Annotated in this window: 27 protein-coding genes; 25 read left to right on the plus strand and 2 right to left on the minus strand. The window is 55.5% G+C overall.

Annotated elements, in window-relative coordinates; genetic code table 11:
* The first annotated feature begins 14 nt into the window (after positions 1 to 14).
* From fmt to spoVM, 8 genes are all read left to right on the plus strand, one after another.
* A complete protein-coding gene (gene fmt / locus AC4ED1_RS00260) occupies positions 15 to 968 on the plus strand; it encodes a methionyl-tRNA formyltransferase (protein ID WP_490935401.1) in 954 nt (317 codons plus the stop codon).
* Positions 943 to 2,310 (plus strand): 16S rRNA (cytosine(967)-C(5))-methyltransferase RsmB, encoded by a 1,368-nt coding sequence (gene rsmB / locus AC4ED1_RS00265; RefSeq protein ID WP_490935402.1) that lies wholly within the window; start codon positions 943 to 945, stop codon positions 2,308 to 2,310. Before fmt ends, rsmB begins: the two co-directional genes overlap by 26 nt.
* 27 nt (positions 2,311 to 2,337) lie before the next feature.
* Entirely contained in the window at positions 2,338 to 3,393 is a 1,056-nt protein-coding gene (gene rlmN / locus AC4ED1_RS00270; protein ID WP_490935766.1) for a dual-specificity RNA methyltransferase RlmN, read from the plus strand.
* Between the two features lie 11 nt (positions 3,394 to 3,404).
* The gene (locus tag AC4ED1_RS00275) at positions 3,405 to 4,175 is read left to right on the plus strand and encodes a Stp1/IreP family PP2C-type Ser/Thr phosphatase (protein ID WP_490935767.1); all 771 of its coding nucleotides are present in this window, start codon (positions 3,405 to 3,407) and stop codon (positions 4,173 to 4,175) included.
* Complete coding sequence (pknB, locus tag AC4ED1_RS00280; protein ID WP_490935403.1) at positions 4,172 to 6,121, plus strand: Stk1 family PASTA domain-containing Ser/Thr kinase; 1,950 nt, start codon at positions 4,172 to 4,174, stop codon at positions 6,119 to 6,121. Before AC4ED1_RS00275 ends, pknB begins: the two co-directional genes overlap by 4 nt.
* Before the next feature lie 16 nt (positions 6,122 to 6,137).
* The gene (gene rsgA / locus AC4ED1_RS00285) at positions 6,138 to 7,022 is read left to right on the plus strand and encodes a ribosome small subunit-dependent GTPase A (protein WP_490935404.1); all 885 of its coding nucleotides are present in this window, start codon (positions 6,138 to 6,140) and stop codon (positions 7,020 to 7,022) included.
* The gene (gene rpe, locus AC4ED1_RS00290; protein ID WP_490935405.1) at positions 7,023 to 7,682 is read left to right on the plus strand and encodes a ribulose-phosphate 3-epimerase; all 660 of its coding nucleotides are present in this window, start codon (positions 7,023 to 7,025) and stop codon (positions 7,680 to 7,682) included.
* Between the two features lie 146 nt (positions 7,683 to 7,828).
* A complete protein-coding gene (spoVM, locus tag AC4ED1_RS00295) occupies positions 7,829 to 7,912 on the plus strand; it encodes a stage V sporulation protein SpoVM (protein WP_490935768.1) in 84 nt (27 codons plus the stop codon).
* Positions 7,913 to 7,935: 23 nt separating this feature from the next.
* Here spoVM and rpmB read toward each other — a convergent pair whose 3' ends face one another.
* Entirely contained in the window at positions 7,936 to 8,127 is a 192-nt protein-coding gene (rpmB, locus tag AC4ED1_RS00300; RefSeq protein WP_490935406.1) for a 50S ribosomal protein L28, read from the minus strand.
* Positions 8,128 to 8,264: 137 nt separating this feature from the next.
* Here rpmB and AC4ED1_RS00305 point away from each other — a divergent pair, with 137 nt between their 5' ends.
* The 8 genes from AC4ED1_RS00305 to AC4ED1_RS00340 all read left to right on the plus strand — a co-directional run bounded on the left by AC4ED1_RS00305 (position 8,265) and on the right by AC4ED1_RS00340 (position 16,294).
* On the plus strand, positions 8,265 to 8,630 hold the full coding sequence (locus tag AC4ED1_RS00305) for an Asp23/Gls24 family envelope stress response protein (protein WP_490935407.1): 366 nt from the start codon (positions 8,265 to 8,267) through the stop codon (positions 8,628 to 8,630).
* 10 nt (positions 8,631 to 8,640) lie between these two features.
* Complete coding sequence (locus AC4ED1_RS00310) at positions 8,641 to 10,311, plus strand: DAK2 domain-containing protein (protein WP_490935408.1); 1,671 nt, start codon at positions 8,641 to 8,643, stop codon at positions 10,309 to 10,311.
* A gap of 11 nt (positions 10,312 to 10,322) precedes the next feature.
* Positions 10,323 to 12,377: an ATP-dependent DNA helicase RecG gene (gene recG, locus AC4ED1_RS00315; RefSeq protein ID WP_490935409.1), complete on the plus strand. Its 2,055-nt coding sequence runs from the start codon at positions 10,323 to 10,325 to the stop codon at positions 12,375 to 12,377.
* 104 nt (positions 12,378 to 12,481) lie between these two features.
* Positions 12,482 to 13,042: a hypothetical protein gene (locus tag AC4ED1_RS00320; protein WP_490935410.1), complete on the plus strand. Its 561-nt coding sequence runs from the start codon at positions 12,482 to 12,484 to the stop codon at positions 13,040 to 13,042.
* A gap of 291 nt (positions 13,043 to 13,333) precedes the next feature.
* Positions 13,334 to 13,894, plus strand: coding sequence for a 16S rRNA (guanine(966)-N(2))-methyltransferase RsmD (gene rsmD / locus AC4ED1_RS00325; RefSeq protein WP_490935411.1), 561 nt, complete (start codon positions 13,334 to 13,336; stop codon positions 13,892 to 13,894).
* Complete coding sequence (gene coaD / locus AC4ED1_RS00330; protein WP_490935412.1) at positions 13,891 to 14,370, plus strand: pantetheine-phosphate adenylyltransferase; 480 nt, start codon at positions 13,891 to 13,893, stop codon at positions 14,368 to 14,370. Before rsmD ends, coaD begins: the two co-directional genes overlap by 4 nt.
* 45 nt (positions 14,371 to 14,415) lie before the next feature.
* Entirely contained in the window at positions 14,416 to 15,213 is a 798-nt protein-coding gene (locus AC4ED1_RS00335; protein ID WP_490935413.1) for a patatin-like phospholipase family protein, read from the plus strand.
* 37 nt (positions 15,214 to 15,250) lie between these two features.
* Positions 15,251 to 16,294, plus strand: coding sequence for a SepM family pheromone-processing serine protease (locus tag AC4ED1_RS00340; RefSeq protein WP_490935414.1), 1,044 nt, complete (start codon positions 15,251 to 15,253; stop codon positions 16,292 to 16,294).
* Here AC4ED1_RS00340 and AC4ED1_RS00345 read toward each other — a convergent pair.
* Entirely contained in the window at positions 16,287 to 17,507 is a 1,221-nt protein-coding gene (locus AC4ED1_RS00345) for a nucleotidyltransferase (RefSeq protein ID WP_490935415.1), read from the minus strand. The two genes, AC4ED1_RS00340 and AC4ED1_RS00345, sit on opposite strands and share 8 nt — an antisense overlap.
* 126 nt (positions 17,508 to 17,633) lie before the next feature.
* Between AC4ED1_RS00345 and AC4ED1_RS00350 the strand changes: the two genes are divergently transcribed.
* The 9 genes from AC4ED1_RS00350 (at position 17,634) to acpP (ending at position 23,376) form a co-directional block, all read left to right on the plus strand.
* Positions 17,634 to 18,140, plus strand: coding sequence for a YceD family protein (locus AC4ED1_RS00350; protein ID WP_490935416.1), 507 nt, complete (start codon positions 17,634 to 17,636; stop codon positions 18,138 to 18,140).
* A 37-nt stretch (positions 18,141 to 18,177) separates the two neighbouring features.
* On the plus strand, positions 18,178 to 18,354 hold the full coding sequence (gene rpmF / locus AC4ED1_RS00355) for a 50S ribosomal protein L32 (RefSeq protein ID WP_490935417.1): 177 nt from the start codon (positions 18,178 to 18,180) through the stop codon (positions 18,352 to 18,354).
* Between the two features lie 136 nt (positions 18,355 to 18,490).
* Complete coding sequence (locus tag AC4ED1_RS00360) at positions 18,491 to 18,682, plus strand: alpha/beta-type small acid-soluble spore protein (RefSeq protein ID WP_490935418.1); 192 nt, start codon at positions 18,491 to 18,493, stop codon at positions 18,680 to 18,682.
* A 150-nt stretch (positions 18,683 to 18,832) separates the two neighbouring features.
* On the plus strand, positions 18,833 to 19,417 hold the full coding sequence (gene fapR, locus AC4ED1_RS00365; RefSeq protein ID WP_490935419.1) for a transcription factor FapR: 585 nt from the start codon (positions 18,833 to 18,835) through the stop codon (positions 19,415 to 19,417).
* The gene (gene plsX, locus AC4ED1_RS00370; RefSeq protein ID WP_490935420.1) at positions 19,414 to 20,412 is read left to right on the plus strand and encodes a phosphate acyltransferase PlsX; all 999 of its coding nucleotides are present in this window, start codon (positions 19,414 to 19,416) and stop codon (positions 20,410 to 20,412) included. Before fapR ends, plsX begins: the two co-directional genes overlap by 4 nt.
* Positions 20,409 to 21,395, plus strand: coding sequence for a beta-ketoacyl-ACP synthase III (locus tag AC4ED1_RS00375; RefSeq protein ID WP_490935421.1), 987 nt, complete (start codon positions 20,409 to 20,411; stop codon positions 21,393 to 21,395). The genes plsX and AC4ED1_RS00375 overlap by 4 nt, the downstream gene beginning before the upstream one ends.
* 12 nt (positions 21,396 to 21,407) lie before the next feature.
* On the plus strand, positions 21,408 to 22,349 hold the full coding sequence (gene fabD, locus AC4ED1_RS00380) for an ACP S-malonyltransferase (RefSeq protein ID WP_490935422.1): 942 nt from the start codon (positions 21,408 to 21,410) through the stop codon (positions 22,347 to 22,349).
* Complete coding sequence (fabG, locus tag AC4ED1_RS00385; protein WP_490935423.1) at positions 22,349 to 23,089, plus strand: 3-oxoacyl-[acyl-carrier-protein] reductase; 741 nt, start codon at positions 22,349 to 22,351, stop codon at positions 23,087 to 23,089. Before fabD ends, fabG begins: the two co-directional genes overlap by 1 nt.
* Before the next feature lie 53 nt (positions 23,090 to 23,142).
* Positions 23,143 to 23,376: an acyl carrier protein gene (gene acpP, locus AC4ED1_RS00390; RefSeq protein ID WP_490935424.1), complete on the plus strand. Its 234-nt coding sequence runs from the start codon at positions 23,143 to 23,145 to the stop codon at positions 23,374 to 23,376.
* Positions 23,377 to 23,486 lie beyond the last annotated feature (110 nt).

Below are 23,486 nucleotides of genomic sequence, written 5' to 3' on the forward strand. Positions count from 1 at the left end.
ATGGAGGCGGGAGGATGCGCATCATTTTCATGGGAACTCCCGATTTTGCAGTTCCCAGCTTACACGCTTTGCTTGCCGGCGGGTACGATATCGCCTGTGTCGTGACGCAACCGGACCGGCCGAAGGGAAGAGGCAGACAGTTGCTGCCTCCGCCTGTAAAAACGGTCGCTTTGGCGAAAGGGTTGCCCGTTTTTCAACCGGAGAAGATCCGCTCGCAGGAGGCGCTTGATTATTTGGCGAGTTTGCAGCCCGATTTGCTTGTCACAGCCGCTTACGGTCAGCTGCTTCCCGCGCGTTTGCTGGACATGCCGCGGCTTGGCTGCATCAATGTGCACGCTTCGCTTTTGCCCCGCCACCGGGGAGGCGCGCCGATCCACCGTGCGATCATCAACGGGGACAAAGAATCGGGCGTGACGATCATGCGCATGGTGCAGGTGCTGGATGCGGGCGGTATGCTGGCGCAGGTGCGGGTGCCGATTGACGAGAAAGATACGGTCGGCACTCTGCATGACAAACTGGCGGCAGCGGGTGCCAGGCTCCTGCTGGAAACGCTCCCGAAGCTTGCGGACGGAACCGTTACGGAGACGCCGCAAGACGAATCGCTGGCTACATATTCACCGAACCTGACGCGGGACGACGAATGGATCGACTGGTCCAAGAATGCCCGGGCGATTTACAATCAGGTGCGCGGCCTCAATCCGTGGCCGGTCGCTTTTACCAAATTGAATGGAAAAATTTTGAAAATCTGGTGGACCGAAATCGTCGATGAACACCGGATCACGGGTGAACTTCCCGGCACCGTCTTGGCGGCGACGAGAGATGCGATCGTGGTTCAAACGGGGGAAGGCACCCTTGCGATCAAAGAATTGCAGCCGGAAGGGAAGCGGAGAATGAGCGCGGAGGAACTGTTGCGGGGACAAACTGTGGAGGCGGGGAATCGATTTGACGACGCAAACCCGGAACCGTAACCGGAAAATCAACGCCAGGGAGTTGGCGCTGCAGGTCTTGCTGGCGGTGGACGAACAGTCCGCCTACAGCAATTTGGCGCTGCAAGCCGCTTTGGCGAAACATGCGCTTGCCGCAAACGACAAAGCGCTTGTGACGGAAATCGTCTACGGAACCGTTCAACGTTTGAATACGCTCGATTACCGCTTGCAACCTTTTTTAAAACAACCCCTCGCGAAATTGGACGCCTGGGTGCGCAATCTTTTGCGGTTAAGCGTCTATCAGATCGATTATCTTGACCGGATTCCGTCCTTTGCCGTCATCCATGAAGCGGTGGAAATCGCCAAGCGCCGCAATCCGGGATTGGCCGGTTTTGTAAATGCCGTCCTGCGCAATTTGTTGCGGGCGGGAAGCCCGGAGTTTCCAGCGTTTGCAACAGAGCCTTTGCGCCATCTGGCGCTGGTTCACTCCCACCCCGAATGGTTGGTACGGGAATGGACCGAGCAATACGGAATCGAGGAAACGGCCAAAATCTGCGCTGCCAACAACGGGCGGCCGTCCCTGTCGCTTCGTGTCAACCGGCTGCGGGCGACGAGGGAAGAAGTACTGGAATCGCTTGCCAAGGAAGGAGTGCAAGCGCGTCCTTCCCAAGTCTCCCCCGACGGGATTGTGCTGCTGGCTGGAGTCGATGTGGCGGCATTGGGCGTCTTTCGGGAAGGGCTCTGTACGGTTCAGGATGAAAGTTCGATGCTGGTGGCCCTTTGCCTGAACCCGCAGCCGGGCATGCGGATCTTGGACGCTTGTGCCGCGCCTGGCGGTAAAACCACGCATTTGGCGGAACGCATGAACGATCAGGGAGAGATCGTCGCAGCCGACATTCACGAACATAAATCCGCGTTGATCCGAAATGCGACAGAGCGTCTCGGACTGCGATCGGTTCGGACGGTCTCCGGGGATGTCCGGCAGTTGCTGCCGGAATTGGGACAATTTGACGCGATCCTGCTCGACGCACCCTGTTCCGGTTTTGGCGTGATCCGCAGAAAACCGGATATCAAATGGCGCAAAACCCCGCAGGATGTAACGGAAGTGAGCGAAATGCAAGCGGACCTGATCCGGAAAACCGCCGGCGCCCTCGAACCCGGCGGCGTGCTGGTGTACTCGACCTGCACGATAGAACGGCAGGAAAACGAAGACATTATACGAAATTTTTTAAAAGAGCGATCCGATTTTCAAATCGAATCGGTCCGCTCGTTTTTGCCGGGGATTGTGGCTGACAAAGCCGTTGCGCCTGTAGGGTGGGTGCAGGTGTTGCCTCACCATTTCGGCACGGACGGATTTTTTATATGCAGATTACGGAAAATGTAGGAACAGGGGGTGGTTGCGATCGGGACGATGGTTGAGCCGGGGGGACCGAAACGGCAATTGTATGACATGCGGTTGGACGAAATGGAGCGCTTTGTGTCGGAACTGGGCCAGCCTAGGTTTCGCGCCAAACAGATCTGCCATTGGTTATATAAAAAGCGGGCGGCGACAATCGACGAAATGACCGATTTGCCGGCGGCGTTCCGGGAAGTGTTGAAAGCGCAGGCGGTAATGGGAACCATGCAGGAAATCACCCGCCAGACGTCGAAGGACGGAACGGTTAAACTCCTGTTGGAACTGCACGACGGCAGCACTGTCGAAACGGTTTTGATGCGGCATCAGTACGGCAATTCCGTTTGCGTTTCCACGCAGGTGGGATGCCGTATGGGGTGTACGTTCTGCGCGTCGACTCTCGGAGGGCTTGTCCGGAACCTGACGGCCGGTGAGATTGTCGAGCAAGTCCTGTTTTTTCAACGCATGTTGGATGCCGAGGGGCAGCGCGTTTCGTCCGTCGTTTTGATGGGATCGGGCGAGCCGCTGGAGAATTACGATGCGGCGATGAAGTTTATCGATATTATCACTTCGCCGGAATCGTTGAACATCGGTGCCCGCCACATTACGGTATCGACCAGCGGATTGGTCCCGGCCATCCGGAGACTCGCCGATGAAAAGCGGCAAATTACGCTGGCGATTTCGCTGCACGCGCCGTTTGACGAACTGCGAACCTCAATGATGCCGATCAACCGGGCGTGGAACATCGGGCAATTGATGGACGCCTGCCGCTATTACTGGGAGCAGACGGGACGCAGGCTGACGTTTGAATATGCGCTAATCGGCGGAGTGAACGACGACTTGCGGCATGCACGCGCTTTGGCGGACCTATTGAACGGTCTTTTGTGTCATGTCAATTTGATTCCCGTCAACTACGTGCCGGAGCGAAATTATAAGCGTACTCCGAAAGAAAAGATCCGGGCTTTTGTCGCTGAACTGAATCGCCTGGGGGTCAACGCTACGGTGAGACGGGAGATGGGGCATGACATTTCGGCCGCTTGCGGACAATTGCGGGCGGAACAGGGGAGAAGCTAGGGGTGAGTCGAATGGAATATGCGGCCAAAAGCCATGTCGGGTTAGTGCGGCAAATCAACGAGGACGAGTTCGCTCTCCACATGGATGTCGGTCACTATCAGATCGTTCTCGTAGCGGACGGGATGGGCGGTCATTTGGCGGGGGAAATCGCTTCGTCGATTGCGGTGGAGGTCATAGGCCGCGAACTGTGCGACAAGCTGCAGGGCAAGTCGGAAGCGGAAGCGGAACCCGACTTGAGCGATTATATTGTGGAAGCGATCTTGCGGGCGAATGAGGAGATTTATCATCGCGGGCGGAGTACAAGCGGGTATTCCGGGATGGGGACGACCATCGTCGCGGGGATCGTCAGTCCCCGTTCGATCACGATCGGCTATATCGGCGACAGCCGCGGGTATCTGATTACAAAAAGCGAAATCAGGCAATTGACCGACGACCATTCGCTTGTCAACGAATTGTTCAAAAACGGGCAGTTGACTGAGGATGAAGTCAATTCCCATCCGCAGAGAAACATTTTGACGCGGGCATTGGGGACAGATCTGAAGGTAGAGGTTGATTTGCTGGTGACCCCCTGGGAAGAAGGGGACATTCTGCTGCTTTGCACCGACGGCTTGACGAACCTTGTCAGCGACGGGGAGATCGGACAAATCATGAACCGGGAAGGCAAGCTGCAGGATAAGATCGACCGGCTCGTCGAACGCGCCCTCGAGGAAGGCGGTAATGATAATATTACCGTTGTCGCGTTGCAAAATACAGTTCCGCAAAGACGGGGTGAGACGCTGTGATCGGAAAAAAACTGGCCAATCGGTACGAGATACTGGATCGCATCGGCGGAGGCGGAATGGCCATTGTGTATCGCGCTTTGGACACCGTTTTAAACCGTTACGTATCGGTGAAAGTCCTGCGTCCGCAGTTTGTCGCGGATGAAGAGTTTGTCCGCCGTTTCCGGCGGGAAGCCCAGTCCGCCGCCAGCCTGTCTCACCCGAATGTCGTGAATATCTACGATGTGGGCGTGGAAGAAGAGACCTATTTTATTGTAATGGAATATATCAACGGCAAGACGCTGAAGGAAGTGATCCGGGAACGGGCACCGCTGCCCGTCGCGGAGGCGGTCGATATTGCCAAACAGATTTGTTCGGCACTGCAGCACGCCCACGAACATCAAATCGTGCACAGAGACATCAAGCCGCACAATATTTTGATCGGCAAAGACGGACACGTCAAAGTCACCGATTTCGGCATCGCGAGAGCGGTGACATCCAGCACGATCACCCACAACGGGTCCGTGATCGGCTCCGTGCATTATTTTTCGCCGGAACAGGCGCGGGGAGCCATCACCGATGTCAAATCGGACATTTATTCGCTCGGCGTCGTTTTGTATGAGATGTTGACGGGCGAACTTCCGTTCTCGGGAGAAACGCCGATATCCGTCGCATTGAAGCATCTGCAGGAACATTTTGTCGAGCCCCGGCAGTTAAACCCGAAGATTCCGCAAAGCGTCGAAAACATCATTCTGAAATCGCTTGCCAAGAACCCCGAAGTGCGTTACCAATCCGCCAAGGAAATGTACCGCGACCTTGACCAATCGCTGCAGAATCCGAACGTCGAGAAGTTTGTCGCGCCGGACCCGACCGCGCTGACTCAGCCGACGTTGCAGATTCCGGCTGCCGCGTTGCAGGAACGGCCCTCGGCAACGATGCTGGGCAATGGGGGAACGAAGCGGGAACGGACCGCAGAGCCTAAGAAGCACAATATCTGGAAAATGATCGGAATCGTCGTTGGTCTCCTACTGTTGGGTACCGCAGGTGTCGCCGCCGGGTTTACGCTAATGTCGACCGCGATGGCCGGCAAAGAAGTCGACATGCCGAAGGTGACGGGCATGAGTTATGAGGAAGCTGTCAACGAACTCAAAAAATACGGGTTCAAGGAACAAAACATCAGGCGGGTGGATATGAAAGATTCGGGTGAAGAGGGCCGCGCTCCACTGGAAGCCGGAAAGGTGTTCGAACAGGATCCGGAGCCGAACAAACGGGTGAAAAACAACCGGACCGTCACGCTGAAAGTCAGCACCGGAGTGGAACCGGTCCTGATGCCGAACCTTGTGCGAAAAGACGAGCAAAAGGCAAGGGAAGAGCTGGCGAAAGCACGCATTGACTTGAACAGCGTCAAGTTTGTCAGCGAACCGAGCAAAGAAGTCGAAAAGGGCCTGGTGATCCGCCACGACCCGCAGGCGCAGGTCCCGATCATTCCCGGCCTGACGCAAATTGTCGTCGTCATTTCCGCGGGTCCCGAGAAGACATCCACTCCCGATTTGACCAATCTCACGTATGCCGAGGCGTTGAACAAACTGCAGGCGGCCGGTTTTCAAGTGCAGGTCAACAACGAATTCAGTCTCACGGTTGAAAAGGATCGCGTGATCAAACAGAGTCCGGAGCCGAAACAGGAAGTGGACAAGGGTTCAAAGATCACCCTTTGGGTATCGAAAGGGCTGCCGCCGGACGTGAAAATCCGGCCGTACCAAGTTTTGGTCAGCCCTGACAAGGGAACCGAAGTCACGATCACGATCAAGCAGAAGGATGCCCGGGGGCAACAGATTGTTGTCAACGAAGAAAAGGTAAGTTCTCCGAAACGGTACTCGCTGGAGGTTTATGTCACGCCCACCGTTTCGGGTGAAATCGAAGTCTATGAAAACAACGCGTTAAAGCAAAGACAGGTCATTCCCTATCTGTGATGACGGGAGGAATCGCATGCCGGAAGGAATGGTTGTGAAAGCGCTAGCCGGTTTTTATTACGTGCTGGCGGATGACCGCGTTTATCAGTGCAGAGCCCGCGGCATTTTTAAAAAACGCGGAATCACCCCTCTGGTTGGAGACCGGGTGGAATTCAGCCCGGTTGGGGGACGGGAGGGCGTGATCGGGGAAATTTTTCCACGGTCCGTTGAATTGGTCCGTCCGCCGATTTCCAATGTGGATCAGGCAGTCCTGGTGTTTTCGGTGAAAGAGCCCGAGCTCAACCGTTGGTTGCTGGACCGGATGCTGGTTTTGACGGAAAAGGCAAACATACCGGCCGCAATCCTTCTGACAAAGATGGATCTGCTGGAAAACGGCGAAGACCTGCACCGGGAAATCCGTCCTTATCAAGAAATGGGGTACCCGGTCTGTCCCATCTCGTCGAAACTCGGAACCGGCTTGGAAAACGCGCGTGCTTTGTTCCGGGGCAAGATTTCCGTTTTGGCGGGGCAATCCGGCGTGGGCAAATCGTCTCTTCTGAACGCGCTTTATCCATCGCTTGGTCTGAAAATGGGAGAAGTGTCCCAGAAGCTGGGCCGGGGGCGCCACACGACCCGTCATGTCGAACTGCTTGCGGTGGAACCCGATGCTTTTATCGCGGACACTCCCGGATTCAGCCAGCTTGACTTCGGCGATATGGAACCGGCCGATCTGGACGCCTATTTCCGCGACATTGCCGAACTCAGCCGGCATTGCTATTATCGCGAATGCGAGCATGAGACGGAACACGACTGCGCAGTACGCAAAGCGCTTTCGGAAGGTTCTCTCGACGCGGTCAGATATCAACACTACCTGGAATTTCTGAAGGAAATCCGGGAAGCGAAAGAAGGAAGGTATTCTTAGATGGTCAAGATAGCGCCTTCGATTTTGTCTGCCGATTTCGCCAGACTGGCGGACGAAATCCAGGTTATTGAAAAGGGCGGGGCGGATTATGTCCATGTCGACGTGATGGACGGGCACTTTGTCCCCAACCTGACGATCGGACCGTTGATCGTCGCTGCAATTAAACCGCACACCCGGCTGCCGCTGGATGTTCATCTGATGATCGAGCAGCCGGACCGTTACATACCGGATTTTGTGAAAGCGGGAGCGGATATCGTGTCCGTTCATGTTGAAGCATGCCCGCATCTGCACAGAACCGTCCAGTTGATCAAATCGCTGGGTGCCAAAGCATCGGTTGCGCTCAATCCGCATACGCCGCTGGCGATGATTGAGCATATGCTCTCCGAATTGGACATGGTCCTCCTGATGACTGTAAATCCCGGTTTCGGCGGGCAAAAATTTATCGAAGCGGTTGTGCCGAAAATCCGCTCTTTACGCCGGATGCTGGAGGCGTCCAACCTGCCGCAGGTCGATATCGAGGTCGATGGGGGGATCAATCCCGTGACATCGGTTGCCGTGCGGGAAGCGGGGGCAAACGTTCTGGTTGCCGGGTCGGCCGTTTACGGCGCGGCGGATCCGGCGGCGGCCATCCGACGCATACGCGGCGGCCAATCGGCATAAGATTGCTTTAATCTGGCACATTTTAAGGGCGCGGGAATATATATAGTAGCGACGGTAAAATCGCCCACGGGCGGTACAGATTTTTTAACCCGCCTCAGGCGGCAATTCGGATGGGGACGGATTTACACTATTGAGGAGGGGTCACATTGCGTTTTTATACCATCAAACTGCCCAGGTTTCTCGGAGGCATCGTAAAAGCAATGTTGAATGTGTTCCAGAAGAAAGATTAGGAAAGCAAAAACGCGCGATTGTTTCAGATCGCGCGTTTCACTTTGCCTGCTTTCAAGCAGCGGGTACATACACGAATCCGTTTCACCGCACCGTTTACCTCGGCACGGACACGTTGAATGTTGGGCAACCAACGGCGCTTGGTCAAGATATGGGAATGGGAAATCTGATTCCCTGTTTTCGGGTCTTTTCCGCAAACTTCGCAACGCTTGGCCATGGACTGCACCTCCTCGCATAAGACTGACTTGCTTATCTTACCATAGAGAACAGGAGCCTTGCAAGACGACTTTTCCTTTGCCACTATTTGTAGTAGAATTATGGTGCCGCTTGGGTGCATTTTTGGAGGTGCTCGACATGCCAAAAGTAGTGCAGAACGAATTGGGCAAGATTGCAATAGCGGAAGATGTGATTGCCACGATCGCCGGCTTTGCGGCGTTGGACTGTTACGGCCTGGTGGGAATGGCATCCCAGAAAAAGGTCAAAGACAGCATCAGTGAACTGTTGGGGCGGGACAATCCGGGCCGCGGCGTCGAAGTTCACATTCACGATGACCGCCTGATTGTCGATTTGCATATTATCGTCAGTTACGGCACCAAAATTTCAGTCGTGGCCAACAATGTGATGGAAAAGGTGAAATACACGCTGGAAAACAGCCTGGGAGTGGAAGTGGATCAGGTCAATGTCATTGTTCAGGGCGTCCGGGTGAATGGCGACAGGTAAGGAGGATACTATGGAGCACAAGCATTTGGACGGTGCGCTGTTTGTGCAAATGGTGCTTGCCGGACACCAAAGCCTCGAGAGCAACAAACAGAAAGTCAACGCGTTAAATGTTTTTCCCGTCCCGGATGGCGACACGGGCACGAACATGAGCCTGTCGCTTGCGTCTGGGGTCGATGAAATGCGGAAAGCGGCGAACCAGCCTTTAAATAAAGTGGCGGAATCGCTGGCCACCGGTTTGTTAATGGGCGCCCGCGGCAATTCGGGCGTTATATTGTCGCAATTGTTTCGCGGTTTTGCGAAAGCGGTATCAAAGACGGAGCAGGCGGATGCCAAGCTGTTTGCGGAGAGTTTGCAATCCGGGGTGACGACCGCCTACAACGCGGTGGTCAAGCCTGTGGAAGGAACGATCCTGACCGTTGCGAAAGATTCCGCGAAAGCGGCTGTGCAAGCGGCACGTTCCGGGAACGCGACGATCCGGTCCGTCATGGCAGCCGCAGTGAGGGAAGCGGAACGTTCCCTGCAAAAAACCCCGGATCTGCTTCCCGCGCTCAGGCAGGCAAACGTGGTCGATTCGGGCGGACAAGGCCTTGTGTATATTTTTCAAGGGTTTCTTGCCGCTTTGAGCGAAGAGCGGATCAAGGAACCGCCGTCGATTGAGGATGTGCCTGTCACGGGACCGATTCCGCACGGAATGCCGGGTCCCCGGGCGGCGTTTGTCGAGCAGGCGGAAGAGTTCGGGTACTGCACGGAATTCATCATCCGTTTGGAGCAACCGCCGGATTCGGAACGGGATGTGGAGGAACGGGTGCGCGACGCCCTGCTGAAATACGGGGATTCGATGCTTGTAGTGGCGGCCAACGATCTCGTTAAAGTTCATATCCACGCCCTCCGTCCGGGGCAGGTGCTGGAAGAAGCGATGAATTTCGGTGCCTTGACACGCATCAAAATCGACAATATGACGGAGCAGCATCACAACCTGAAAAATGATTATGACGAAACCGGACCGGTTTCCCCTGCAGGGCGCCAGCCTTACGGTTTTGTGGCTGTTGCGGCCGGCTCCGGAATGGCCGACATATTTAAGAGTCTCGGTGTGGCTCAGATTGTGGAGGGCGGCCAAACGATGAACCCGAGTACGGAGGACATCGTCAAGGCTGCGGAAAACCTGAATGCGGATCATGTTTTTGTGCTGCCCAACAATTCCAATATCGTGATGACCGCCGAACAGGCAAAAGCGGTGTTGGGCGAGCGGATCCACGTCATTCCCACCAAGACGATCCCGCAGGGGATCGCGGCTGTCCTCGCCTTTGATCCCGATCATGGTGCGGACGTCAACGAAACCAGAATGAAAGAAGCCGCGAACCGAATCAAGACGGGACAAGTTACCCGCGCCGTCCGCGACTCCCGTTTCCAGGATTTTGACATCAAGGAAGGAGACTATATGGGGCTGGCGGAAGGTGAAGTGGTTGCGGTCGGGTCGGAGCTGGAGTTGACGGCGGTTTCCCTGCTTGAGAAAATTGTCGACGACAAATCCGAAATCATCGCTGTTTTTTACGGCGAAGAGATTGCCAAAGAGCAGGCCGAAAAAATGGTTCACTTGCTGGCCGAGCGGTTTAAAAACTGCGAGTTTGAGCTGCATTACGGCGGACAACCGCTGTATCCGTATCTATTTTCTGTTGAGTAGGTCGAGTGGCGATGACTTCGTTGCAATCTCCTGTCAGCCATATCGCCGGGGTGGGTCCCTCCAGGGAGAGGGATCTGGCCCGGCTTGGCGTCTATACGGTGGAAGATCTGATTCACTATTATCCGTTTCGCTATGAAGACCGCACCGTTCAGCCGGGACAATCCCTGGAGCACGACACCCGCGTCACCGTGCAGGCGGTTGTGCAGGCTCCGCCAGAGGTGCGTCACAAAGGGCGGAGATCGGTCATGACGGTGCAAGTGAAAACGGATGACGGGACGCCGATGGTGGCGGTCTGGTTCAATCAACTGTTTCTCCGCGACAAACTGCGGCCGGGAAGCAAAATCACGTTAACCGGCAAATATGACGCCAGACGCCGAAGTCTGGCGGTCGCCCATTACGAATTCGGGCAAACCGGGCAGTCGATCCACAGCAATCGGCTTGTCCCGATCTATGAAGTGCGCGGCGAACTTACCCCGAAGGTGCTGCGATCGATCCTCAGCAAAGCGTTAAAACGGTTTGCGCCGCAAATTCCCGAAATCCTTCCCCACAGCCTCATCGCAAAGTACAAGTTGATCCCGAAGAGCGACGCGCTCTTGCAGATTCATCTGCCGAAAGACGGGGAAGCTTTGCGGCAAGCCCGGCGGCGCTTGGTGTTCGAGGAGTTTTTTTTGTTCCAGTTGAAACTGCAGGCGTTTCGCCATTTGCACAAACATGACCGGCCAGGTGTGGCGCACGCTTTTACCAAAGGGCAGTGGGCCGATTTTCTCCGCGTTTTGCCGTTTGCATTGACTGCCGGACAAAAAAGGGTGATTCGCGAAATTCTGCTCGATATGCGCTCGCCGCGCCCGATGAATCGTTTGCTGCAAGGGGACGTTGGCTCCGGCAAAACCATCGTCGCGTTTTGTGCGATGTACGCCGCGTACCTGTCCGGCTATCAAGCGGCGATGATGGTTCCTACGGAAATCCTGGCCGAGCAGCATTACGAATCGGCCGCTCGTTTGCTGGAACCTCTGGGGCTTCGCATCGGTCTTTTGACCGGCAGCGTGAAGGAGAAGGAACGCAAAGAGCTATTGGACAAGCTCGGCAGGGGGGAAACGGACATTGTGATCGGTACCCACGCGCTGTTGGAAGAAGGAGTGGAGTTTGCCAATCTAAGTCTGGTGGTAACGGACGAACAACATCGGTTTGGTGTCGAACAAAGGGCGATTTTTCGGCAAAAAGGGCATCACCCTGACGTGCTGTTCATGTCGGCTACCCCGATCCCTCGGACGCTGGCGATGTCCCTGTTCGGCGATCTCGACGTTTCGGTGCTGGACCAAATGCCGGAAGGCCGCAAGCCGATCCACACCCGTTGGGTGACCTCCGACAAGGAAGAACGCGTGATCCGCTTTTTGCGCGGCGAACTAGCAAAAGGGCGGCAGGTTTACATCGTCGCGCCGTTGATTGAGGAATCGGAAAAAATGGAAGGCGTGGAAAATGCGGTGGATCTTTACAACCGGCTGCTGGAACCGCTGGCCGGTTTTCGGGTGGGGTTGCTGCACGGGCGGTTGTCGCCCCGCGAGAAAGAAGAGATCATGAGGTCGTTTAAGGCGAATGAAATTCAGGTGCTGGTAGCGACAACGGTGATCGAAGTGGGGGTTAACGTGCCGAATGCGACCGCGATGGTGATTTATAACGCGGACCGGTTCGGGCTGGCCCAGCTCCATCAACTGCGGGGCCGGGTGGGACGCGGCAAACATGAATCGAGTTGCATCCTGATCGCAGACCCGGTCAGCGAGGCCGGAATCGAACGCATGCAGGCGATGGTGTCGACGCAAAACGGCTTTCTGTTGGCCGAGAAGGATTTGGAACTCAGGGGGCCGGGAGAGTTTTTTGGCATCCGCCAGAGCGGCATGCCGGAATTTCGGTTGGGAGATCTGGTGGCGGACGCCCGCATCATGCAAATCGCACGCATGGAAGCGCAGCAATTGGTAAACTCGAAAGATTTCTGGCTTCTGCCCGAGTATCGCAGTCTTGTTGAGTACTTAAAAAATGAAAAAGTCCTGAAATCGTCCATTCGGGACTGAAACGCCGCATCGCCCGCGCTCCACGCCCTGCAGGCATTATCGTTTGTCCCGGCGCATAGGCTTGTACGGGAAGATTCCCGCACTTCAAACCGGGGGGAGACGCTATGAAGCGCCGGTCATTGTATATGCCGATCATTTTGCTGCTGCTCATTGCAGCGGTTCTGACCGCCGGTTTGCCGCAGGGATGGCGGTGGTGGCCGCAAAGCCCCGCAGCCGATCCCGGCCGGGCAGGAGACGGCGAGGGCCGCACTTTTGTTTTAAGCGAGAAAGAACAGCGGGTTTTGAAAGAAGTGGGGGCGGTGCCTTATATCACCGACGTACTCTTTGACGAGACGAAAGACGGAAAACTGATCCTGTCTGCCACCGGGGAGATCGGTGCCAGCGGCGAACCGGACAAGAAGCGGTTGGCCCGCGAAATCGCCTATAAGTATACGCTTGCGGTATACAAAGCGGGGGTGCCGGTTGCCGAAGCCAGCATTCACGTCACGGCGGACAATCATCTGCTGCTTGGCACATCGCTTGGCGTTGACCACCAGAAGCGGATGGCGCAAAGCGTTTTGGCCGGCAACGGCTTTGGGGTTGCCGAATTTTTCCGGTTTCTGAAACAAAACGAAACGCAAAGCGACCAGCCGGAAAAAAACACTTGGGTGTACGAACTGCCGTAAAAAACTCCGCCACAATACAAAAACCCGCGTCCGGGTATACGCGGGTTTTTGTCTCTGTTTCCAGAGACTGGGAGAGGAGAAACCGGAGGAAGAGCTTATGGGAAAACCCAAGTCTTCTCCGCGGTTGCCTGCAACGGCTCGCGCCGTTGCTATCACTATCTTGCACCGTCCTGCGGCAAAATATACTGCTGTTAGAAAAATTTTTTCCTTCCGTAGATGTTTCCTTTCGTGCGTGACTTTGATGGGCTGGCATCTTGTGGTAAAGTAAAACACAAGGAGTTGAAGTCGCCGATGCGGGTCATTGCGGGAGATTTGAAGGGCAGGCGCCTGGCTGCGGTTCCGGGCCAGTCCACACGCCCGACGACCGACAAAGTGAAAGAATCGATTTTCAACATTATCGGCCCGTACTTTGGCGGTGGCAGTGTGTTGGATTTGTTTGCCGGAACGGGCTCGCTCGGAATCGAGGCGCTGTCGCGCGGAATGGATCGCGCCGTTTTTGTTGATCGGGATCCGAAAGCGCTGCAGGTGGCGAGGAAAAATATCGAGGCTTGCCGTCTGGAAAGCCGCGCGTCAATTTTCCGGAGCGACGCGCGAAGAGCGATTTCCACCCTGGCAAAAAAGAAAGAATGTTTCGATCTCGTGTTTCTGGACCCCCCTTATCATTTCCACGTGATTCCGGAATTGGCGGCGGCGCTGATCCGGCAGGATCTGGTCCGGGAAACGGCGGTGATCGTGGCGGAGCACAGCGCCGGCAGGGAACTGCCGGAACGGATTGAGTCCTTTTTTCGCTGGAAATTCGTTACATACGGTGACACGGCGGTCAGTTTCTACAAGAAAGGAACGTTTGTATGAAAATTGCGGTATATCCCGGCAGTTTCGACCCTATTACGTTGGGGCATCTCGACATTGCGGAGCGGGCTGCCAAAATTTTTGACAAGGTGATTATCGCGGTGATGGTCAATCCGCACAAAAACCCGTTGTTTACGGTGGAAGAGAGATTGGACCTGATCCGGGAAGCGGTCAGGCACATTCCCAACATCGAAGTCGACAGTTTTCCGGGTCTTTTGGTTCACTATCTGCGGGAAAAAGGCGCCCAGGTTATCGTCAAAGGGGTGCGGGCGGTGTCCGATTTTGAGTCCGAACTGGCGATGGCGCACATTAACTGGAAGATGTATCCCGCTGCGGAGACTGTTTTTGTTCCGACGAATGCCAAGTATTCGTACATCAGTTCTAGCTTGGTCAAAGAGATCGCACGCCACGGCGGCATAATCTCCGATTTTGTGCCGGCTCATGTCGAGCGGGCGTTAAAAGTCGCGTATCAGGTGTAAATGCAAGGCAAGTGCAGTTTAACATGCGCTAGGAGGGCTGTCTCCATGACCATGCCGAAAATCGGATTGGCTCTTGGGGCGGGAGGAGCGAGAGGATTTGCACACATCGGGGTGATCCAGGTATTGGAAGAAGCGGGGATTCCGATTGACGCGGTCGCGGGCAGTTCCATGGGGAGCTTGATTGGCGCTTTTTACGCGTCAGGTATGGAAACGCGTTATATGGAAATGCTAGCGACGAGCCTCAAGCGGAAACATTGGATCGATTTTACCATTCCGAAATTGGGGTTTGTCCTCGGAAACAAAATCACGGAAATGATCCGCTTCTTGACGAAGGGCATGAACATCGAGGACGGAAAAGTGCCTCTGGCGATCGTAGCCACAGACGTTGAGAAAGGGGAGCGGGTCGTCTTCCGGCAGGGCCCCATGTACAAGGCGGTCCGCGGGAGCATCTCGATCCCGGGCGTGTTCGTCCCCTATGTGTACGACAACCGGGTGCTTGTTGACGGCGGCGTCATCGACCGGGTACCGGTGACCCCTTGCCGGGAACTGGCAGTCGATCTCGTCATCGCCGTGGATGTCGGCCTTTTTGATAAAGTATTGCCCGTCAAAAGCATATTTGACGTATTTTTCCAATCGATCGAAATTATGGAGCGGGAAATCCTGAAAACGAGGATTTTGGATGCGGACATCGTCATCCGCCCGAATGTGGGACACATTTCCACAACCGCCTTCGTCCAGGTCGAGGAGTGCATTGAGGAAGGCCGCAAAGCCGCAGCAAAAGTGCTCGATCACATACGGCACACGATTGAAAACTGGAAAGGGGAACAAGCGGTTGGGGGCTAGATTCGCATCCAAAAGCAAATTACGGCGGGTTGGCGCCGTGCTGCTCCTTCTTCTGACCTGGTTGATTCCTTTGCCTTACTACGTTTTTGAACCGGGTTCGGCCGAGGAACTGCAACCGATGTTGTCCGTGGCGGGCGGCCATAAGGATGAAAAAGGGGCGCTGATGCTGACCACCGTCCTCACCGTACCTGTGCGGAATATCTATTATCTGGCGTACGGGGCGGTCATGCCGAACCGCCAGATCGTCGAAAAAGAGAGCGTGGACGGCGGAATGCCGGATGAAGAATATCAGAAAGTGCTGCAGCACATGATGAGTTCCTCCCAGGAGAACGCGATTGTCGCGGCGATGCGGTATCTCAACATGCCTGTGGAAATCAGGTATCTGGGGGTGGTGGTCAGCAGCGTGGCCTCCTATTCGAAGGCGAAAGACGTCCTGAAACCGGGCGATTTGATCGAGCGTGTGGACGGCCGACCGATTGCGAAACGGGACGATTTGATCGGGTATTTGAGCGGCAAAAAAGCGGGCGAGCACGTCAGCGTGCAGTTCCTTCGCGGACAGGAGACCAAAACGGAACAGATCGAGTTGGTGCGACTCCTCGATCCGAAAGGCAATCCGTTGCCGCGGGCGGGTTTGGGGGTCGACCTGATCACCAAACAAAAAGTTGAGAACCTGTTAAAAGTCGATTTCCAAACGGAAAAGATCGGCGGTCCGTCGGCGGGGCTGATGTTCGCGCTGGAGATCGTTTCCCAGTTGACGCCGGGCGATTTGACCAAGGGGCATAAAATCGCGGGGACCGGCACCATTGATCCCGACGGCAAGGTTGGGCAAATCGGAGGCATCCAGCACAAAGTGGTCGCCGCCGCTGAAAAAGGCGCCGAAATCTTTTTTACCCCGGCCGACGTCGATCCGGAAAAAGACACAAACACCAAGCTCGCCAGGGAAAAAGCGGCGGCGACCGGAACCGGCATGAAAATCGTTCCGGTGCGAAATCTTGCGGAGGCGGTCGATTACCTGAAGAGTCTTCCCGCGATGGGCAGACAAAGCCGTTCCGGGGTTGATCGGTCGGAACCGGCTATTTGACGTAAAGGACAGGCACATGCGCTTCCCGTATCCTGTTGGCCGCATCGCGTCGCAGAAAACCAAGGGAATGGATCACCGATGCCCGGATGTTGTATTGCATCATTGCCGGAATGTCTTTGGAAATCCCGGTATAGATCGGCAGTTTTGCACTGGACGCGCTCTGTTTCAAGAGGGTGCGTCCTTTTTCCGTGAAGCCGAGCACGCGGATGGAATCCGGGCCGGTTTCCAGAGCAAGCGCGGCGAGTGCCGTTTTGTCAAGCCCGAGCAAAAGCGCCGTCAGCGCCCTTTGAATGCGCGTCCATGTGTAGCGGCGCGTTTTCGCTCTGTAGATCAAATCGGTCGCGGTGGATGCTTTAGGCAGGGCTTCAATGACGCGCGATGCCAATCCTTCGTCGTCAAAATGGGCGTAGGTTTGCAATTCTTCGGCGGTGGACCGGGCGATCATCGCAAACAACGGCTGGGTGAAGGAATCCCATATCACGGGTCCCCGCCCTTGGTCGAATTCCCGCTGCAAGATTTCCAGATTGGAGGAAGGGAGATAGGAACCCACGGAACGGTTTTTGGCGATGGCTTTTCGGATCGCGGTGGCGCTGGCAATTGCCGCGTGTTCGAAAACCATGTCATGGTAACCGGACGCGATGCGCCGGATCGTATGCGGCCGGATGGAACTGTTCAGTTTTTGCAACGCGTGCAGGTACTCAAGCCCCAACATGTTGTTCGGATGATTGACGACATCCGGGTCGAGTTCTCCCGTTTGCCGGGCATGGGAGTGTAGGGCGGCGGCAAAGGCGGCCGGATAGGACAAGCCGCGTTCCAGATTTTGTTCAAGTTCTTTCCGCAACGGCTGCGGCGGGTCCGCTATGATGGCGGAAAGCTGCAAAAGCGAGTGGATGTCCCCTTTTTCGCTGCCGAAACACAACATATCGACAATCCCCAGCGCGTGAAGTGTCGCGACGGAACCAAAGGCGAACAGCCGGGCGCTTTGCGTGCTGTATACGACCGGCAGTTCCAGCACCAGATCGACGCCGTTTCGCAATGCCATCTCGGCGCGTGCCCATTTGCTGAGGAGGGCCGGTTCGCCGCGTTGCAGAAAATCGCCGCTCATGACCGCCACAATCGCGTCTGCGCCCGTTTCTTTTTTCGTTTGTTGGAGATGATAGCAATGTCCGTTATGCATAGGGTTGTATTCGACAACGACTCCGGCGACGCGCATGGAAAGCCTCCCGCTAAATTGACAGGTGATTGATAATTTTTCGCTATTATAGCAATCCGGTTGCCGGTTTGACAATTTACCGGCGAGTCGATATAATGAAATTCGTTGCTTAATGAGGTGATATCGTTGAAGCTGCTGTGGCGGGACGTTCACGACAAGAAACAGGGCGTCCATTTGCGGGAGACGATTGAAATGCCGAATCTGGTTAGGGAAAATCGACAGGTAACCGCACTTGACCCGATTGTTGTGGACTTGCACGCCCAGGTGGTTTCCGATACCCTTACGGTCAACGGGAATTTAAGCAGTTGCGTTATCTACCGTTGTTCCCGTTGCCTGACGGATTTCAAAGAGGAGCTCGCAGCCGGTTTTTCGCTGCAGTTTGTCCGAACTGAAACCGGGAAACCGGAAGCGGACGAGCGGATTCCGGTAACGGGTGACACGATTGACTTGGATCCGTATTTGGAACAGGAACTCCTGCTCGCGATGCCGTATATTCCCCTGTGCAAGGACGAATGTGCCGGCTTGTGTCCGGTATGCGGCAGCAATCGCAACGAACAGGTCTGTCAATGCGTGGCGGAACGCATGGATCCGCGCCTGGCAGATTTGGCCAAGCTATTGAAATCGGAAGATTGAACGGGACGCAGGCAGTTGGCTCAAGGAGGTGGAACACATGGCAGTACCGTTTCGACGCACATCGAAAACTCGCAAGCGCATGCGTCGCACCCATTTTAAGTTGACAGTTCCCGGCATGGTAGAATGCCCGCAGTGCAATGAGTTGAAGCTGGCCCACCGTGTCTGCAAAAACTGTGGCTACTACAAAGGCCGCGCGGTTGTGGAAGCCGAGTAATTCCGGAAACGAAGTCCTGGACGGGACTTCTTTTTTTGTTGGCTAGTAATTTGAACAGCCCAAAAATTGCTAGTCATAAACATTTCCGCCTTTGCGCAACGTAATGATACACCACTGGAAAGGAGGGAAACCGCCGATGCCAGCCAACAACAACTATGTAGCTCAAGGTGCCGCCCAGGCTCTGGATCAGATGAAATATGAAATCGCCCAAGAGTTTGGTGTAACCTTGGGAGCCGACACCACCTCCCGTGCAAACGGTTCGGTAGGTGGGGAAATCACGAAGCGTTTGGTAAAATTCGCTGAACAAGCTCTTGCTGGTCGTCAATAAATATCAATACCGTCTGTAAGACGAGCCCCCACTTGGGGGCTTTGCTTTTTTTCCAAATTGTTTCTTCAGGTTGTATGATTCGACCATTCACTATATACTGTTATTAGCACTAGGTGCTAATATCGTGCAGACTGTCCTGGAGGGCTGCCAATGGCCGGCATGAGCAAGAAGGAACGTCAAGCGGCGCTGTTGCGGTTGTTGGAAGAACAACCGTTTGTTACGGACGAGGACTTGGCGAAACATTTTGATGTCAGCATCCAGACGATTCGGCTTGACCGGCTCGCCCTCGGAATTCCAGAGCTCAGGGAACGAATCAAGGCTGTCGCCGAGACCAAGCAGAGCGAACTGCGTTCGCTTGAGGGCGGGGAGATCATTGGGCAGTTGATTGAACTGAACCTGAATGAAATGGCAATCTCGATTTTTGATATTGAACCGGTACACGTCTTCAGCAAGACCAAAATCGTGCGGGGGCATCATCTGTTCGCGCAGGCCAATTCGCTGGCGGTTGCCGTGATCGATGCCGATGTGGTGTTGACGCGTACGGCAAAGGTGCGTTTTGTGCGGCCGGGGAGGCTTGGGGAGCGTTTGGTTTGCAAAGCCGTTGTCACCTCCAACAAGCCTGACCGGGCGCAAGTTCACGTCACGACCCGCGTCGGCGAGGATATCATTTTTTCCGGGGAATTCACAGTCGTAAAATTTGAACGCGGTTCAGTCATTGGAGGAATGGAGTCTTGAAACTGGCAATTGATGCAATGGGAGGAGACAACGCCCCCGGCGAAATCGTCAAGGGAGCCTTGCAAGCCTCGGAAAAATATCCGGATCTCGAGTTGATTTTGGTAGGGAACGAACCGGCAATCCGAACCGTGTTGGGGAATCGGATTCCGCCGAACATCGAGATCGTACATACAACCGAAGTCATTACGCCGGATGACGAACCGGTCCGCGCGGTCCGGCGAAAAAAAGACGCGTCTCTCACAACGGCGGCTCGTATGGTGAAAGACGGGGCGGTGCAAGGGTTTGTGTCGGCCGGAAACACCGGGGCTTTAATGGCGGCCGGATTGCTTGTGATCGGACGGGTGGAAGGGATTGAACGGCCCGCGCTGGCCTCCGTGTGGCCGACTTTTGACGGAAAAGGCGTCATGGTGCTCGATGTGGGTGCCAACATGGATGCGGACCCGGACAATTTGCTGCAATACGCGGTGATGGGGAATTTGTACGCCAAATACGTGCTGTCCATCGAACAGCCGCGCGTCGGACTGCTCAATGTCGGCACGGAGGCCGGCAAAGGCAATACACTGACGAAGGAAGCCTATCCGCTTTTTGAGAACAGGGACTTCCATTTCGTCGGCAACGTGGAATCGCGTGACATCCTCAACGGTGTCTGCGACGTGGTGGTGTGCGACGGATTTGTCGGAAATGTCATGTTGAAGCTGGCGGAAGGCATGGGGCTTGGAATGTTTGAGGCCTTGAAAGAGGTGTTTACGGCGAATGCCGTGTCAAAGCTGGCGGCTTTAACGTTAAAGCCCGCTCTCAAACGGTTCAGGAAAAGATTCGATTATGCGGAATACGGCGGCGCGCCGCTGTTGGGCGTTAACGGGGTGTGCATCAAAGCGCACGGCTCGTCGAGCGCACGGGCGTTTGAAATGGCGATTCACCAGGGGCGCCAATTTTTGCTCCACGGCGTGTTGGACCAGATACGCATGGGCGTAAGAGAGGATGGAAAGAGATGAAACAAATTCACGTAGGAATTCTGGGCACCGGCTCCGCTCTCCCGGAACGGGTGCTGACAAACGCGGATCTTGAAAAAATGGTCGACACGTCCGACGAATGGATCGTATCGAGAACGGGTATCCGCGAACGGCGAATCGCTGATGAAAATACCGCTTCCTCCGATCTGGCCGTTGCGGCTGCCCGCAAAGCGATTGCGGAGGCGGGGATCGACGCGGAGGACATCGACATGATCATCTGCGCGACGGTGACGCCGGACTACATGTTCCCGGCGACGGCATGTCTCATACAGGAACGGCTCGGGATCAAGAAAACGGGAGCGTTTGACCTGTCCGCCGGATGCAGCGGGTTTTTGTACGGGTTGTCGTGCGCGGTCCCGATGATCCAGACGGGAGCGGTCAAAAACGCTTTGGTGATCGGAGTCGATACGCTGTCGAAGATCACCGATTATACCGACCGCAACACCTGCGTCCTGTTTGGGGACGGAGCCGGTGCGGTTGTGCTGGGACAGGTTCCGGAAGGGCGCGGTTTTCTCGGCTTCGATTTGGGGGCGGACGGCAGCGGCGGCGAGCAATTGCTGCAACTGGCCGGCGGTTCGCGCAATCCGGCCACCCAGGAGACGGTCTTGAACAGACAGCACACGATCAGCATGAACGGCAAAGAGGTGTTTAAATTCGCGGTGCGCGTGATGAATACGGCGACGGAAGACGTGCTGCGAAAAGTCGGTTTGACCAAAGAGGATGTCGATTTCCTCGTCCCGCATCAGGCGAACATCCGGATTATCGATTACGCCCGTGAACGTCTGGGACTGCCGGAGGACAAAGTGATCGTGAATGTGGACCGTTACGGCAACATGTCGTCCGCTTCGATTCCGGTCGCGTTGGATGAAGCGAACCGCATGGGCAAATTTAAAGCAGGCGACCTGCTGATGTTGGTCGGCTTTGGCGCGGGGTTAACATGGGGCGCGGCCGCCCTTCGCTGGTAAGGAGGCGGGAGAATGGCAAAACTGGCGTTTGTTTTTCCGGGGCAAGGGGCGCAAACGGTCGGCATGGGCAAAGCAATGGCCGATCTGTACCCGGAAGCCCGGGCTGTTTTTGAAGAAGCGGATGAAGCGCTGGGATTCGCTCTGAGCGACATCATTTTTAACGGACCCGAAGAGCGGCTGCGGTTGACTTATTATACCCAGCCGGCGATCCTGACAACCAGTATCGCTTTGTACCGGGTGTTTGAGAAAGAGGGATTCGTCCCCGCATACACTGCCGGACACTCGCTGGGCGAATATTCCGCGCTGGTTGTCGCCGGCGCGCTTGATTTCGCCGATGCCGTGCGGGTGGTGCACCTTCGCGGCAAACTGATGGATGAAGCGGTACCCGCCGGTCAGGGAGCAATGTCTGCAGTGATCGGCGGCGATCAGGCCGACATCCGGGCGGTGTGCGAACAAGTGTCGGAAACGGCGGGTGTCGTTGAACTGGCAAACATTAACTGTCCGGGTCAGGTTGTGATTTCCGGACAAGCGGCAGCGGTGGCAATGGCCGGTGAGCGTCTTGCGGAAAAAGGAATGCGCATCATTCCGCTCGTCGTGTCAGGTCCTTTCCACTGCTCCCTGATGCAGCCTGCCGCCGAAAAACTGGTAAATGTGCTGGGCGGGATAACGGTTCGCGACGCGAAAATTCCGGTGATTGCCAACGTTTCCGCCAGACCGGTCATCTCGGCTGGTGAGATCCGCGGCGCTCTCTACGAACAGGTGGCATCCTCCGTTCTTTGGGAGGAATCCGTCAGGTTCATGTTGGAACAAGGCGTCGATTGCTTCGTCGAAATCGGCCCGGGCCAAGTGTTGTCGGGGCTGATCAAGAAAGTGAACCGGCGTGTGCCGACCTTGTCGATTCAGGACCCGGCCACTTTTGAAAAAACGGTTTCTGTCTTAAGGGGGGAATCCTAATGTTTACGGGAAAAGTCGCGCTGGTAACCGGCGCTTCCCGCGGCATCGGCAGGGCGGTTGCAATGCTGCTGGCGGAACGCGGCGCGAAAGTGGTAGTCAATTATGCAGGAAATCAGGCAGCCGCTGAAGAAGTGGTGGCCCAAATCCGTGCCATGGGCGGGGAAGCCGCCGCTGTGCAGGGGGATGTGGCGAAAGCGGAAGACGCGGAGAAAATCGTCAATTTTGCAACGGAAACGTTCGGCCGGCTCGATATTCTTGTCAACAATGCCGGTATTACCAGGGACAATCTGTTGATCCGCATGAAAGAAGAAGATTGGGACACTGTGGTCGACACGAATTTGAAAGGCGTTTTCAATTGCACAAAAGCGGCGGCAAAAGTGATGATGAAGCAGCGTTACGGACGGATCGTGAACGTGACGTCGGTTGTCGCCCTGGCAGGCAACCCGGGACAGGCAAATTACGTGGCAGCCAAATCCGGCGTCATCGGTTTGACCAAATCGAACGCCCGGGAACTGGCATCCCGCAACATTACGGTCAACGCGGTCGCTCCAGGGTATATCCGGACCGATATGACGGCCGTACTGAATGATGAAATGAAAGAATCCCTCGGCAAGCAGATTCCGCTCGGGCGGATGGGCGACCCGGAAGATATCGCCAGAGCGGTCGCGTTCCTTGCCTCGGACGAAGCGTCTTACATTACGGGGCAAGTTTTGACCGTGGACGGCGGCATGGTCATGTAAAAAGCTGACTTCGGAGCGGGAATCGTGTATACTCTGAAGAGGAGGTGAAAGGCATGTCAATTTTTGACACCGTGAAGAAAATCATCGTTGACCGTTTGGGTGTTGACGAATCGGCTGTAACGATGGAAGCTTCTTTTAAAGATGATCTGGGAGCGGACTCGCTCGATGTTGTGGAACTCGTGATGGAATTGGAAGATGAGTTCGATTTGGAAATCTCAGACGAAGACGCGGAGAAAATCACCACCGTCGGGGAAGTTGTAAAATACATAGAATCCCATAAGGCGTAATCTCCGTCGTCTTGCACACCCCAGAGTCCCGCGGGTTTCCTCGGGACTCTGACTACGACAATCAGCGTTCCCTTGCCGAGGACTTGAGCATACATGATGAACAATTGATC

The organism is Effusibacillus sp. SKA8 (assembly GCF_058273125.1).

Coding starts and splice junctions, on each gene's coding strand:
- fmt (WP_490935401.1), top strand. CDS start 15: ATGCGCATCATTTTCATGGGAACTCCCGATTTTGCAGTTCCCAGCTTA.
- rlmN (WP_490935766.1), top strand. CDS start 2,338: ATGGTTGAGCCGGGGGGACCGAAACGGCAATTGTATGACATGCGGTTG.
- AC4ED1_RS00275 (WP_490935767.1), top strand. CDS start 3,405: ATGGAATATGCGGCCAAAAGCCATGTCGGGTTAGTGCGGCAAATCAAC.
- rsgA (WP_490935404.1), top strand. CDS start 6,138: ATGCCGGAAGGAATGGTTGTGAAAGCGCTAGCCGGTTTTTATTACGTG.
- rpe (WP_490935405.1), top strand. CDS start 7,023: ATGGTCAAGATAGCGCCTTCGATTTTGTCTGCCGATTTCGCCAGACTG.
- rpmB (WP_490935406.1), bottom strand. CDS start 8,127: ATGGCCAAGCGTTGCGAAGTTTGCGGAAAAGACCCGAAAACAGGGAAT.
- AC4ED1_RS00305 (WP_490935407.1), top strand. CDS start 8,265: ATGCCAAAAGTAGTGCAGAACGAATTGGGCAAGATTGCAATAGCGGAA.
- AC4ED1_RS00310 (WP_490935408.1), top strand. CDS start 8,641: ATGGAGCACAAGCATTTGGACGGTGCGCTGTTTGTGCAAATGGTGCTT.
- recG (WP_490935409.1), top strand. CDS start 10,323: ATGACTTCGTTGCAATCTCCTGTCAGCCATATCGCCGGGGTGGGTCCC.
- AC4ED1_RS00320 (WP_490935410.1), top strand. CDS start 12,482: ATGAAGCGCCGGTCATTGTATATGCCGATCATTTTGCTGCTGCTCATT.
- rsmD (WP_490935411.1), top strand. CDS start 13,334: ATGCGGGTCATTGCGGGAGATTTGAAGGGCAGGCGCCTGGCTGCGGTT.
- coaD (WP_490935412.1), top strand. CDS start 13,891: ATGAAAATTGCGGTATATCCCGGCAGTTTCGACCCTATTACGTTGGGG.
- AC4ED1_RS00335 (WP_490935413.1), top strand. CDS start 14,416: ATGACCATGCCGAAAATCGGATTGGCTCTTGGGGCGGGAGGAGCGAGA.
- AC4ED1_RS00345 (WP_490935415.1), bottom strand. CDS start 17,507: ATGCGCGTCGCCGGAGTCGTTGTCGAATACAACCCTATGCATAACGGA.
- rpmF (WP_490935417.1), top strand. CDS start 18,178: ATGGCAGTACCGTTTCGACGCACATCGAAAACTCGCAAGCGCATGCGT.
- AC4ED1_RS00360 (WP_490935418.1), top strand. CDS start 18,491: ATGCCAGCCAACAACAACTATGTAGCTCAAGGTGCCGCCCAGGCTCTG.
- fapR (WP_490935419.1), top strand. CDS start 18,833: ATGGCCGGCATGAGCAAGAAGGAACGTCAAGCGGCGCTGTTGCGGTTG.
- AC4ED1_RS00375 (WP_490935421.1), top strand. CDS start 20,409: ATGAAACAAATTCACGTAGGAATTCTGGGCACCGGCTCCGCTCTCCCG.
- fabD (WP_490935422.1), top strand. CDS start 21,408: ATGGCAAAACTGGCGTTTGTTTTTCCGGGGCAAGGGGCGCAAACGGTC.
- fabG (WP_490935423.1), top strand. CDS start 22,349: ATGTTTACGGGAAAAGTCGCGCTGGTAACCGGCGCTTCCCGCGGCATC.
- acpP (WP_490935424.1), top strand. CDS start 23,143: ATGTCAATTTTTGACACCGTGAAGAAAATCATCGTTGACCGTTTGGGT.